Consider the following 12,714-nt stretch of genomic DNA (forward strand, 5'->3'; position numbering starts at 1 on the left):
CGGGTACGCGGGGCGCACCGCAGCACGCTGCGCAAACGCGTTTTTGTGCTGGCCCGGGAATCCGCTAGAGTTCAACACGTCGCCGGGACGCGGAAGCGGACCGAAACGACAGGCGGACGTAGCTCAGTTGGTAGAGCGCAACCTTGCCAAGGTTGAGGTCGCGAGTTCGAACCTCGTCGTCCGCTCGCAGGAAGAAGGGGTCGTCCCGATCCCCTACACTCCTGGTGGAGTGGCCGAGAGGCGAGGCAACGGCCTGCAAAGCCGTCTACACGGGTTCAAATCCCGTCTCCACCTCCAAGGACGATTAGCTCAGCGGGAGAGCGCTTCCCTGACACGGAAGAGGTCACTGGTTCAATCCCAGTATCGTCCACTGGATCCCCGGATCCCGGATCTTCTCGAAGGTCCCACCCGCGCGATTAGCTCAGCGGGAGAGCGCTTCCCTGACACGGAAGAGGTCACTGGTTCAATCCCAGTATCGCGCACCGCCTGTGACCCCTGGGTCACGGTCCGCGGACGATTAGCTCAGCGGGAGAGCGCTTCCCTGACACGGAAGAGGTCACTGGTTCAATCCCAGTATCGTCCACACCGCAGGAAGCCCCCGGCCGTCTCGTACGGCCGGGGGCTTTCGCGTGTCCTCTAGCTGGAGAACAGCATGTGGCCGAAGCTCTTGTGGCGCTGGTGGCCGTAGTGACCGTGGTCGCCGTGGTGACCGCCGTGCGGGGCGCCCCAGGCGGGCGCGGGCGGGGCGGCGGGGTACGCCTGCGGGGCGGGCGGCGGGGGCGGGGCGGGCTGCGACCACTGGGACTCCAGCCGGGTCAGCGCCTCCAGCTCGCCGTAGTCGAGGAAGATGCCGCGGCAGCCGCTGCACTGCTCGATCTGGACGCCGTTGCGGTTGTAGGTGTGCATCGGCGCATGGCACTTCGGACACTGCATGGTCGGCTCAACTCCTCGCCGGTCGGTCCTGCTTGGTGTTTCCCCAGGACAGACTCCGTCCGGCCCCGGGCGGTTGCAGCCTAGCCCGGGATGCCGGGCGCGGGCCGGGCAGGGTGAGCGGGGGCGGACGGCATGCGCGCGCAGGCGTCGGCCACGGCCTGCTCCACCTCGTCCAGCGGGCGGCCGGCGGCGAGCGCCTTGCCGGTCGCCAGGGCGGCCGTCTGCACGGTGAGCGCGCGGGCCGGGACGTCCAGGGCGGCCCACGGGTCGCCGTCCGCGGGCACGGCCGGGCCGCCGGCCTGCCGGTAGGCGGTCAGGAAACGGGTCCACTCGGCGGGCGGGAGGAGCCCGCAGGCGTACCAGGCGGCGGGCCGGGCCAGGTCCCAGGCCGGGACGCCGGCGCCCAGGTCGTCCACGTCGATCAGCCGCCACGGTCCGTCCGGGGCCGGGTGCCGGACGAGCTGGCCGAGATGCAGGTCGCCGTGGCAGAGGGCCGCCGGGCCGGGCATCGGGGCCGCCGCCCGGGCCCAGGCGGGCAGGGCGGACCAGGCGGCCAGGACGGGCCGGGCGGCGGAACGGGCCGGCGCGTCCGGCGGGGCGGTGCGCAGGGCCGCGCGGAGCCGGTCGAGGGCGCGGGCGGCCTTGGCGGGGCCGCGCATCGGGGGGAGCCCGGCGGGGACGGGGGCGCGGTGCAGCAGGGCCAGGAGGGTGCCGGCGGCCTCCCAGGGGGCCGCGTCCGGGTCGTCCGGGTCCACGGGAGCACCGTACGGCCAGAGGGTGACGAGCCGGTCGTGCAGCGGGGCCGGGCCGGGGGCGAGCGGAGGCAGCAGTACGCCGGGGAGGCGGGCGGCCGTGGCGACGCGGAGGGCCAGCCCGGCGGGGTCGGTGTCCGGAGCGTGGGCCTTGGCGACGACGCCGGCGTGCCGGACGACGGTGGCGTCGAGGCGGTCGGCGAGGAGGCCGCTGCGGCACGAGCAGGGGGCGGCGGAGTCGCCGGGGTGGGCGGCCGCCTCGGCCGCCGCTGCGAGCGCGGGTATGAGGGCGGGAGCGGTGGGGCGCGGGGCGGTGGGGTCGGTGTCCGGGGCGTGGGGCTTGGCGCCGGTGGCTTCGGCCTCCGCGGGGAGGGCGGGAACGGCGGGGTCGCTTTCCGGGGGGTGGGGCTTGGCGGCGGTGGCTTCGCCCTCCGCGGTGAGGGCGGGGTCGGTGTCCGGAGCGTGGGACTTGGCGACGGCGACGGTGCCGGCGGGCCGGACGACCCTGGCTTCGGCCTGCGCGGGGAGGGCGGGAGCGGTGGGGCGGGGGCCGGTGTCCGCGTCCGTGCCGGTGCTCGTGCCGGTATGCGTGGCTGCGGTTGTGTCTGCGGTCAAGGCTGCCTCGTGCGGGTGGGCTGTTCGGCCGAGGGTACTGGGGCCGGTGGCGGGCGGGGACGCTCGCCCGCGTGCGCGGGGGGCCGCCCGTCCCGCCCCGGCGGCACCCAGGGGCGGCGTGAGCGTGGGCGACGGTCGCGCCCGTGCCGTCTTCGTTATGGCGGGAAACGGCTCATGCCGGCGCAGCTCCCCAGCTGCGCCGGCATTCGTGCCGTCCGCCGTACCCCCGTCCCCACGGGGTTTCATGGTTGGATGTCCCCGCCCGGACCGCTCTTCCGGGCCTGGGGTCGCCGCTCAGCGCCCCAGCATCGCACCCACGGACGACGCCTGTGTGGCCACCGTCTCCCAGCCGTCGAAGACCAGCAGGAGCAGGGCCGCCAGGGGAAGGGCCATGAGCGTCGCCACCAGTGGATGGCGACGGCCCGTGCGGCGGTGGGCGAACGCGGTACGTCGCGGTGCCGTCTGGGCCATGGTCCCTCTCCTGACCGTTTCGGTTGTCATCGGCAGCGGCGAGTGTTCGAACCTCGGGGGACGAGTACCGCACCCGCCGCTTGTCCTCAAATCTAGGCCCGCCGCGCACGGGGCACGTCATGCCCTCGTACCGCTTGCCGGGCCTCCCCGAGGAGGAGCCCCGACCTGCGGAGTACTCCCCTGGGTGGAGACACGGACCCGGCTCTCGGGGTCTTCCCTGAGAGGCCGCCCGCTCTGTCCGGTCATTTCGGAAGCGTCCCGCCCACCGGAAGGAGTGACTTCCCTCACTCGGACCGCTGCCGGAAGGGGTGGCGGGGGCCCGCCGCTATCCGGCGCCCGGTCCCGTCCGCGGCCGGTCGGCGTCCGCCGGCCGGCCGGCGCACCGCCCCGCGCATCGCGTCCCCGCGCGAGCCCAACCTCCCTGCCACATCAGGTGGTTGACAGGGCGTTCGGCTCAAAGTCGCCGTCGGGGCCGTCCTGCTGACTTCGTTTCACCTCACCCGGACGGCCCGCACAATCCGTCCGGCCCGGAGGGCGCGGCCTCTGCGCGCGGGCGGCCGGGGAAACGTAAGCTGTGCCACGTCACAGGGACCGGGCAGCGGGGATGAACATGGCGATGATGCGCCTGAGGCGCGAGGACCCGCGCGTCGTCGGCTCGTTCAGGCTTCACCGACGGCTCGGCGCGGGCGGGATGGGCGTGGTCTACCTCGGCTCCGACAAGAAGGGGCAGCGGGTGGCGCTCAAGGTCATCCGGCCCGATCTGGCCGAGGACCAGGAGTTCCGGTCGCGGTTCGCGCGCGAGGTGTCCGCGGCCCGGCGCATCCGCGGCGGCTGCACGGCCCGTCTGGTCGCCGCCGATCTGGAGGCCGAGCGGCCCTGGTTCGCCACCCAGTACGTGCCCGGCCCCTCCCTGCACGACAAGGTCGCCGGGGAGGGCGCCCTCGGTGCCGCCGACACCGCGGCGATCGGCGCGGCCCTGTCCGAGGGGCTGGTCGCCGTGCACGAGGCCGGTGTCGTCCACCGGGACCTGAAGCCCTCCAACATCCTGCTGTCCCCCAAGGGGCCGCGGATCATCGACTTCGGCATCGCCTGGGCCACCGGCGCCTCCACGCTCACCCATGTGGGCACCGCCGTCGGCTCCCCCGGCTTCCTCGCCCCGGAGCAGGTGCGCGGCGCGACGGTCACGCCGGCCACCGACGTGTTCTCGCTGGGCGCGACCCTGGCGTACGCCTCGACCGGTGACTCCCCCTTCGGACAGGGCAGTTCCGAGGTGATGCTGTACCGGGTGGTGCACGAGGAGCCCCAACTCGCCGGCGTGCCGGACGCGCTGGCCCCGCTGCTCCGGGCCTGCCTGGCGAAGGACCCCGAGGAGCGGCCCAGCACGCTCCAGCTCTCGCTGCGGCTGAAGGAGATCGCCGCCCGGGAGGCGCAGGGCCTGACCGACGTACGGCCGCCCGCGCCGCGTGCCGCCGAGGCCGACCGGCCCACCGGGCGGCTCGTCGACACCTACCCCGAGCCGCAGCGCACCCAGCGGCGCGCCTCGCCCGGTACGCCGCTGCCGCGGGGCGGCACCCCGGCGCGGGGCGGCGCGCCGTCCAGGAACGGGATGTCCGCGCGCGGTGACGTGCCGTCCCGCGGCGGGATGTCCGCACGCGGCGGCAACGGGGCGCGCGGCGGTGCCGCCGGCCGGCCGGGCACGGCACGCAATACGCCGGCGCCGCGCGGCGGCCAGCGGCCCGGCGGCGGCCGGCCCGCTCCGCGCGGCGGCGGAGCCCGGCCCGGGCGGCGGCCGGCAGGCACCGGGCGGCGGCCCGCCAATCCCCGGCTGCTACGGCAGCGGCTGTTCGTGTTCGTGGTGGTGACGCTGCTGGTGGCGCTCGGTATCGCGCTGGCCCAGGGCTGCCAGGGTCCGGCGCGCGGGCTCGGCGGCGACGGCGGTGGCGTCCCGCGGCAGCGGTACGCCCAGTCCGGCCCCGCACCGACGGGCGCCGACGTACTCGTGCCGGGCGGGACGGTGCCGACGCCGAGCCGCGACACCGGGAACTGAACGGGCACCGGGGCCGAGCGTCGAGGTCCCGGGCGGGTGCCGGGCCACGCGAAGTGGGGCCCACACGGACCTCACGCCGGGCGGAAGGGTGCTGGCCCCGAACCGCGAGACCGGAAACCGAACGAGGCACCGGAGCCGGGCGTCAGTTTCCTAGGCGTGCCGGGCACGCGCACCAGGGCCCGCGCGGACCTCACACCGGGCGGAAAGGTGCCCGCACCGAGCCGCGACACCGGGGACTGAAGGGGACACCGGAGCCAGGCGTCAGGGTCCCCGGCAGGTGCCGGGCCACACGCACCAGGGCCCGCGCGGACCTCACGCCGGGCGAAAGGGTGCTGGCCCCGAGCCGCGACCGGGAACCGAACGGGACACCGGAGCCAGGCGACAGAGTCCCGGGCCGGTGCCGGGCCACACGCACCGGGGCCCGCGCGAAAGGGCGGCCAGGCCGGGACGCAACGCCCGGCGACCCGCCTCCTGCCCGGCCGGTCCCGGGCCGCCAGGCCACCAGGCCACCAGGCCACCAGGCCACCAGGCCACCAGGCCACCAGGCCATGCTCCTGGTCAACCGGCCGTCGGGTCACGCTTCCGGGCAGCCGGGCCACCGGGCCATGCTCCTGGTCAGCCGGCCGTCGGGTCACGCTTCCGGGCAGCCGGGCGGCCGGGTCACGCTTCTGGTCGGCCGGGCGTCCGGGTCACGCTTCCGGGCGGCCCGTCGTCACCGCGTAGAACGCCACCGCCGCCGCCGCGCCCACGTTGAGGGAGTCGACGCCGTGGGACATCGGGATGCGGACCCACCGGTCGGCGGCGGCCAGGGCCTGCCGGGTGAGCCCGTCGCCCTCCGCGCCGAGCATGAGCGCCACCCGGTCCATCCGGTGCGGGGCGGCCTCGTCCAGGGGGACGGCCTGCTCGTCCGGGGTGAGGGCGAGCAGGGTGAAGCCGGCCTCGCGGACCGCCTCCAGGCCCTTCGGCCAGGTCTCCAGACGGGCGTACGGCACGGAGAACACCGCGCCCATGGAGACCTTGACGCTCCGCCGGTACAGCGGGTCGGCGCAGTCCGGCGACAGCAGCACGGCGTCCATGCCGAGGGCCGCCGCCGAGCGGAAGATGGCGCCGATGTTGGTGTGGTCGTTCACCGACTCCATGATCACCACCCGGCGGGCGGAGCCGAGCAGTCCGGCGGCCGCCGGCAGCGGTTTGCGCCGCATGGACGCGAGGGCGCCGCGGTGCACGTGGTAGCCGGTGACCCGTTCGGCGAGGTCCGGGCTCACGGCGTACACCGGGGCCGGGAGTTCGTCGATGACGTCGCGCATGGCGTCGACCCACTTGGCCGAGAGCAGCATCGACCGCATCTCGTAGCCCGCTTCCCTGGCCCGGCGGATGACCTTCTCGCCCTCGGCGATGAACAGGCCCTCGGCGGGCTCCCGCCTGCGGCGCAGCTCGACGTCGGTCAGGTCCGTGTAGTCGGCCAGGCGCGGGTCGTCGGGGTCGTCGACGGTGATGAGATCGGCCACGGGGTGATACTGCCTTGCTCTGTAGGGGCTGCCAACGGCTGGTCAGGGGTGGTGTCACCCCTGGTGGGGAATGCTCAGGCGACGGGCTCGGGGCCGACCCGCACGACCTCGCCGACGACGATGACCGCCGGGGGCCTGACGTCCTCGGCCGTCACCGTCTCGGCGACCGTGGCCAGGGTGGCGTCCACACGGCGCTGGGCGGCCGTCGTGCCCTCCTGGACCAGGGCCACCGGCGTCGTGGGGGCCTTGCCGTGCGCGATGAGCGTCTCGGCGATCTTCCCGATCTTGTCGACGCCCATCAGGATCACCAGGGTGCCGGTGAGCCGGGCCAGCGCGGGCCAGTCGACCAGGGAGCGCTCGTCGTCGGGTGCGACATGGCCGCTGACCACGGTGAACTCATGGGCGACGCCCCGGTGCGTGACCGGAATGCCGGCCGCGCCGGGCACCGAGATGGAGCTGGAGATGCCCGGGACCACCGTGCACGGGATGCCCGCCTCGGCGAGTGCCTGGACCTCCTCCATGCCCCGCCCGAAGACGTACGGATCGCCGCCCTTGAGCCGGACCACCGCCTTGCCCTGCTTGGCGTGCTCGATGAGCGCGTTGTTGATGGCCTCCTGGGCCATGTAACGGCCGTAGGGGATCTTGGCCGCGTCGATCACCTCGACGTGCGGCGGCAGCTCGGCGAGCAGATCGCGCGGGCCCAGCCGGTCGGCGATGACGACGTCCGCGCCGGCGAGCAGCCGCCGGCCGCGGACCGTGATCAGGTCGGGGTCGCCGGGCCCGCCGCCGACCAGCGCCACGCCCGTCGTGCGGGTGCGGTGGTGCGGGGCGACGAGGGTGCCGTCGCGCAGGCCCTCCACCACGGCGTCCCGGATGGCGGCGGTGTGCCGGGGGTCGCGGCCCCGCGCGTGCGTGGTCAGCACGGCGACGGTGACACCCTCGCTGTGGCCGGTCGCCGGGGTCCAGGCCGTCGCCTGGTCGGCGTCGTCGGAGCGGACGCACCAGACGCGGTGCCGCTCCGCCTCGGCGGAGGCCCGGGTGTTGGCGTCGGGGTCGCTGGTGGCGATGAGGGCGTACCAGGCGTCGGCGAGGTCGCCGTCCTGGTAGCCGCGCCGCACCCAGGCGAGTTCGCCGGCGTCCGCCATGGCCTCGACCGAGGGCGTCGCGTGCGGGGAGACGAGGACGATGTCCGCACCGGCCGCGATGAGCGCCGGGAGGCGGCGCTGGGCGACCTGCCCGCCGCCGAGGACGACCACGCGGCGGCCGGCGAGGCGGAGACCTACGGGGTAGGCGGGGTGTTCGGCCATGAGGTACGGCTCCTCGTGCAGCGGTGAGACGGGCACGCCGCACCTTTGGAGCGGCCCTGACGTGCGGATTTTATGCCGTGTACGCGGCAGACGGCACGGGTGGTCCGGTAGCTGAACACCGGACCGCCCGCCCCGGGCCGCGAGGCCGCTTCCCGGGGAGTTCCGCCTACTTCTCGGTGACTCCTGCCGCGTCGAACGTCGCCACCTCGTGCATCGCACGGGCCGTGCTCTGCACCAGCGGCAGGGCGAGCAGCGCGCCCGTGCCCTCGCCGAGCCGCAGGTCCAGGTCGACCAGCGGGCGCAGGCCCAGCTTGTTCAGCGCCGCGACGTGGCCGGGCTCGGCGCTGCGGTGACCGGCGATGCAGGCCGCGAGGACCTCGGGGGCGATCGCGCGGGCGACGAGGGCCGCGGCGCCGGCGCTGACGCCGTCCAGGATCACCGGCGTACGCAGGGACGCGCCGCCGAGCAGCAGGCCGACCAGGGCCGCGTGCTCGAAGCCGCCGACGGCCGCGAGGACGCCGACCGGGTCGGCCGGGTCCGGCTGGTGCAGTTCCAGCGCGCGCCGGACCACCTCGGTCTTGCGGGCCAGCGTCTCGTCGTTGATGCCGGTGCCGCGGCCGGTCACCTCGGCCGGGTCGGCACCGGTGTAGACGGAGATCAGCGCGGCGGACGCGGTGGTGTTGGCGATGCCCATCTCGCCGGTGAGCAGTGCCTTGTTGCCGGCCGCCACGAGGTCGCGGGCGGTCTCGATGCCCACCTCGATGGCCGCCTTGACCTCCTCGCGGGTCATCGCGGGACCGGCGGTCATGTCGGACGTGCCCCCGCGGATCTTGCGCGGCAGCAGGCCCGGCGTGGCGGGCAGGTCGGCGGCGACGCCCACGTCCACGACGCACACCTCGGCGCCGACCTGGGCGGCGAAGGCGTTGCAGACGGCTCCTCCGCCGAGGAAGTTGGCCACCATCTGGGCGGTGACCTCCTGCGGCCAGGGAGTGACGCCCTGGGCGTGGACGCCGTGGTCGCCCGCGAAGATGGCGACGGCGGCGGGTTCCGGGATCGGCGGCGGGCACTGCCGGGACAGCCCCGACAACTGCGCGGAGATGATCTCCAGCATGCCGAGCGCGCCGGCCGGCTTGGTCATGCGCTTCTGGCGCTCCCATGCCTCGCCGAGCGCCTTGGCGTCGAGCGGGCGGATCTGTGCGACGGTCTCGGCGAGCAGGTCGTGGGGTTCCTCTCCGGGCAGGGCGCGGCGGCCGTACGTCTCCTCGTGCACCACCCAGGACAGGGGGCGTCGCTTGGACCAGCCGGCCTGCATCAGCTCCGGCTCGTCCGGGAACTCGTCGACGTACCCGACACACAGGTAGGCGACGACCTCCAGATGCTCGGGCAGGCCGAGCGCGCGGACCATCTCCCGCTCGTCGAAGAAGCTGACCCAGCCGACGCCGAGGCCTTCGGCGCGGGCGGCGAGCCAGAGGTTCTCCACCGCGAGCGCCGAGGAGTAGGGCGCCATCTGCGGCTGGGTGTGGCGGCCGAGCGTGTGCCGGCCGCCGCGGGTGGGGTCGGCGGTGACGACGATGTTGACCGGGGTGTCGAGGATGGCCTCGATCTTCAGTTCCTTGAACTGCTTCGCCCGGCCCTTCGGCAGCGACTTGGCGTAGGCCTCGCGCTGACGTGTCGCCAGTTCGTGCATCGTCCGCCGGGTCTCGGCGGACCGGATGACGACGAAGTCCCAGGGCTGCGAGTGGCCGACGGAGGGCGCGGTGTGCGCGGCCTCCAGGACCCGGAGCAGCACCTCGTGCGGGATGGGGTCGCCGCGGAAGCCGTTGCGGATGTCGCGGCGTTCGCGCATCACCTTCAGGACGGCCTCGCGTTCGGCGTCGGCGTAGCCGGGCGCGGCCGGGCCGGTGGACTGTCGTGCTTCCGCCACTGCGGCCGTGCTCTCTTCCTGGCCGGCGGCCCTGGTCTCCAGGTCCGCCGGGTGCGGTACGACGTCGGGGTCCGGCTCCGTGCCCGGTACGCCGGCCGGCTCGCCCTCACGGGGCGCGGGCACGGTGGCCACCGGCTCGGACTGCCCCTGCGGGCCCTGGGGTGCCGGGGGGTTCTGCGCGGGCAGGACGAGCGGGTGCGGCGGGGCGGGCTCCGGGTGCGGGGCGGCCTCCGGGTGCGGGGCGGCCTCCGGGTGCGGGGCGGCGGACACCAGGCCCTCCCCCGGCATCTCCGGCACGTCCGGCACGTCCGGCACGCCAGGCTGCTCCGGGTGCGCCGCGTGCGGGGGTACGGGGGTGTCCTGCGCCTGAGCTTGGGGGTGGGGCTGCGGCTCGGCGGCGTCCTGTCCCTGGGGGTGGGGCTGCGGTACGGCGGTGTCCGTCGGCTGCGGCTGCGGTACGGCGGACTCGGCGGCGTGCGGGGCGCCTTCGGCGGGCTGCGGGGCCGGGGCGGCGGCCGGCTCGCTGACCTGGGGGGCATCGGGTACGGCGGGGTGTGCCGCCTCGACGGCGGGGGCGGCGGACTCCGGGACCTCGGCGGCCACGGGGGCGTCCGGGGCCGGCTGCGCCGGGAGGGCTGCCGCTTCGGGTGCCCCGGCCGTGACGGGCTCGGTGGCCGCGAGGGCGGCGTCGGCCTCGGGAGCGGCGGCGGTCTGCTGGGCCGCGTCCGGGAGGACGGCCGCCTCGGCGGAGGGCGCTGTTTCCGGGAGGGCGACCGCCTCGGCGGGCAGGGCTGCGTCCTGGGCGGCGACCATGTCGGCGGAGGGCGCTGCGTCCTGGGGGGCGGCCGCCTCTGCGGGCGGGGCCGCGTCCTGGGGGGCGACCACGTCAGCGGGCAGGGCTGCGTCCTGGGCGGCCACCGCCTCGGCGGAGGGCGCTGCGTCCTGAGGGGTGACCGCCTCTGCGGGCAGGGCCGCGCCCGGGGCGGTGACCATGTCGGGGAGAGTCACCGCGTCGGCCGGCTCGACCTCGCCCGGGGCGACGGCCGCTTCGGACGCGTCCTGGGCGGCAGTCACCTCGGCGGGCAGGGCCGCGCCGGGAACGGCGACCGCGTCGGGGAGGGCGGCGACCGCGCCCGGGGTGGCAGCCGTGTCGGGCGCGTCCTGCGCGGAGTCGACGGCCTGGGCCTCGACGGGAGCCTGGGACGGCGTGACGGCAGGAGCCTGGGACGGCGTGACGACGGGGGCCTGCGCGGTGTCGACGGGAGCCTGGGGCGGCGTGACGACAGGGGCCTGCGCGGTGTCGGCGGGCTGCGCGTCCTCCGGGACGTCGAAGTCCTGCGGCGCGTTCACAGCCTGCGCGGTCTCGACGGCCTGCGGCGCCTCCACCGTCTGCGGAGCGTGGATGGCCTGCGGAGCGTCCACGGCCTGCGCGGTGTCGACGACCTGGGGCACCTCCACCGGCTGCGGGGCGTCGGTGGCCTGCGGTGCGTCCACGGGCTGGAGCGCTTCGGCGGTCTGTGCGGTGCCGGTGGCCTGCGCCGCCTCCGGGTGCTGGGCGGCGGCCTCAGCGAACTGAGGGTCCTCCGCGGGCAGCACGGCGTCGGCAACCTGCGGCGCCTCCGCGGTCTGCACGGCGTCGGTGGTCTGCGGCGCCTCGATGTGCTCGGCGACCTCGGCGACCTGCGCGGCATCGACAACCTGCGGCGCCTCCACGGCCTGCACGGCGTCGGCGACGTACGGCCCGTCCACAGCCTGAACCGCCTCCGCAGCCTGCGCCGCATCGGCCACCTGCACCGCCTCCACGTGCTGCGCGACCCCGGCGGCCTGCGCGGCATCAGTGACCTGCGCACCCTCCGCGAGCAGCGCCGCGTCGACAGCCTGCGGCGTCGCGGCCACCGGCTGCGCATCGACAGCCTGCGGCGCGTTCACCTGAGCGTCTTCCCCAGCCTGCGCAGCGTCCGCCTCGGCGTGCTGCGGGACCTCCACGGCCTGCGCGCTCTCCGCAACCTGAACCTGCTGTGGGGCAGCGTCGTCCGGCGCCGCCTGTTCCGGGGTCGCCTCGGCCGGAACGGTCTGCTGCACCGCGTCCGCCACAGGCGCGTCCGGCGCCGCGGGCGCCTGCTCGGCGCCGTCCTGGGCGGCCACCGGGCCCTGCTCCCCCGCCGGCTCCGCCGGGGCCGCGCCGGTGACGGCGCCCCCCTCGGCGTCCGCCGGTGCCGTGTACACGCCGTCGTGGGCGTCCGCCGGCTGGACCCCGTCGTGCCCGTGCACGACGGGCACCTGGCCGGTCTCACCGGACGCGCCCTGAGCCGCCGCCTGGCCGGCGAGGCGGGCCATGGTGGCCTGGGCCGCGTCGGCGGGCTCGGCGGGCGGGGCGGACACGGCCGGGTCAACCGTTTCGGCAGCCGGTGCCGGTGCCGGGGCGGCGGGGGCCGGGCCCCACGGGGCCGCGGTCTGCGGGACCGGCTGCGCCTGGGCGTCGAGGTACTCGGGGCCGGCGGCCGGCGGTGCGGGCTGGCGTACCGGCGCGCCGGCGGGGCCGCGGTCGGCGAGGGAGCGGACCGGGCTGGCGGAGGCGTCGGGGATCGGCGGGCCGAGGTGCAGCGGACGGCGCGGCTGGGGCGCGGCCGACGGGTCGTGCGGTGCCGAGAGGATGGGCGACGGCGGGACCGAGGCGGGGCCGGAGTGGGGCAGGCGGACCCCGTTGAGGTCGACCGCGCCGGTGTCACGGCCGGCCGTCTCGTGCGGGCCCGGCTCGTGGACGGCTTCCACCACCGGTTCGGGAGCGGGTGGCGGTACCTCGTTGCCCCACGCGCCCTGGGCACCCGGCAGCAGCAGGTCCTCGTCCTCGGCGGGAGCCTCGGAGAGGTAGGTGTACGCGCCGTGCGCGGGGACGCCCGGCTGCTCCACCATGCCTGCGCTCTCCGGCTGCCCCTCGCCCGGGACCTGGCCGGTGTCCGTCATGCGTACCCCTCGCCCATCGGTTAGTGCTTCTACGACCAGCTCACCCGGAACGGCGCACCGACCGCCCCGCAGTGAAGAACGAGCGTCCGTGCCCTGCGGCACGAACGACCCGCCGGAAAAGGCGACAAAGCCATTCAGTGGCATTGTCCCGGCCGTTCCGCCGTCGCGACAGCATGATCCGCGACAGTCCGCT

The 12,714-nt window shown here is 75.9% G+C and carries 7 protein-coding genes and 5 tRNA genes; 6 read left to right on the plus strand and 6 right to left on the minus strand.

The window, feature by feature from the left end; translation table 11 throughout:
* Positions 1-112: 112 nt before the first annotated feature.
* From ACZ4SV_RS20645 to ACZ4SV_RS20665, 5 genes are all read left to right on the plus strand, one after another.
* Positions 113-185 (plus strand) — tRNA-Gly (locus tag ACZ4SV_RS20645).
* A 38-nt stretch (positions 186-223) separates the two neighbouring features.
* Positions 224-297, plus strand: a tRNA-Cys gene (locus ACZ4SV_RS20650).
* 1 nt (position 298) lies between these two features.
* A tRNA-Val gene (locus ACZ4SV_RS20655) sits at positions 299-370 on the plus strand.
* 40 nt (positions 371-410) lie between these two features.
* Positions 411-482: transfer RNA gene (locus tag ACZ4SV_RS20660), tRNA-Val, on the plus strand.
* A 29-nt stretch (positions 483-511) separates the two neighbouring features.
* Positions 512-583, plus strand: a tRNA-Val gene (locus ACZ4SV_RS20665).
* Between the two features lie 53 nt (positions 584-636).
* Here the strand turns inward: ACZ4SV_RS20665 and ACZ4SV_RS20670 are convergent.
* The 3 genes from ACZ4SV_RS20670 to ACZ4SV_RS20680 form a co-directional block, all read right to left on the minus strand.
* A complete protein-coding gene (locus ACZ4SV_RS20670; protein WP_365883337.1) occupies positions 637-933 on the minus strand; it encodes a TFIIB-type zinc ribbon-containing protein in 297 nt (98 codons plus the stop codon).
* Between the two features lie 80 nt (positions 934-1,013).
* Positions 1,014-1,970, minus strand: coding sequence for a phosphotransferase family protein (locus ACZ4SV_RS20675; RefSeq protein ID WP_468006054.1), 957 nt, complete (start codon positions 1,968-1,970; stop codon positions 1,014-1,016).
* 624 nt (positions 1,971-2,594) lie between these two features.
* Positions 2,595-2,771 (minus strand): hypothetical protein, encoded by a 177-nt coding sequence (locus ACZ4SV_RS20680; protein ID WP_365883338.1) that lies wholly within the window; start codon positions 2,769-2,771, stop codon positions 2,595-2,597.
* A 604-nt stretch (positions 2,772-3,375) separates the two neighbouring features.
* Between ACZ4SV_RS20680 and ACZ4SV_RS20685 the strand changes: the two genes are divergently transcribed.
* Complete coding sequence (locus ACZ4SV_RS20685; protein ID WP_468005934.1) at positions 3,376-4,818, plus strand: serine/threonine-protein kinase; 1,443 nt, start codon at positions 3,376-3,378, stop codon at positions 4,816-4,818.
* A gap of 689 nt (positions 4,819-5,507) precedes the next feature.
* Here ACZ4SV_RS20685 and ACZ4SV_RS20690 read toward each other — a convergent pair.
* The 3 genes from ACZ4SV_RS20690 to cobT form a co-directional block, all read right to left on the minus strand.
* Positions 5,508-6,326, minus strand: a complete 819-nt coding sequence (locus ACZ4SV_RS20690; protein ID WP_397936938.1) for a TrmH family RNA methyltransferase — start codon at positions 6,324-6,326, stop codon at positions 5,508-5,510.
* Positions 6,327-6,400: 74 nt separating this feature from the next.
* Entirely contained in the window at positions 6,401-7,633 is a 1,233-nt protein-coding gene (gene cobA, locus ACZ4SV_RS20695) for a uroporphyrinogen-III C-methyltransferase (protein WP_365872065.1), read from the minus strand.
* Positions 7,634-7,799: 166 nt separating this feature from the next.
* Positions 7,800-12,521, minus strand: coding sequence for a nicotinate-nucleotide--dimethylbenzimidazole phosphoribosyltransferase (gene cobT / locus ACZ4SV_RS20700; protein WP_468005935.1), 4,722 nt, complete (start codon positions 12,519-12,521; stop codon positions 7,800-7,802).
* Positions 12,522-12,714 lie beyond the last annotated feature (193 nt).

The organism is Streptomyces sp. NPDC027672, assembly GCF_055566335.1.

Bases quoted from the DNA above. Each gene is read 5' to 3' on its own strand.
- cobT (WP_468005935.1), bottom strand. From the start codon at position 12,521: ATGACGGACACCGGCCAGGTCCCGGGCGAGGGGCAGCCGGAGAGCGCA.
- cobA (WP_365872065.1), bottom strand. From the start codon at position 7,633: ATGGCCGAACACCCCGCCTACCCCGTAGGTCTCCGCCTCGCCGGCCGC.
- ACZ4SV_RS20670 (WP_365883337.1), bottom strand. From the start codon at position 933: ATGCAGTGTCCGAAGTGCCATGCGCCGATGCACACCTACAACCGCAAC.
- ACZ4SV_RS20680 (WP_365883338.1), bottom strand. From the start codon at position 2,771: ATGGCCCAGACGGCACCGCGACGTACCGCGTTCGCCCACCGCCGCACG.
- ACZ4SV_RS20685 (WP_468005934.1), top strand. From the start codon at position 3,376: ATGAACATGGCGATGATGCGCCTGAGGCGCGAGGACCCGCGCGTCGTC.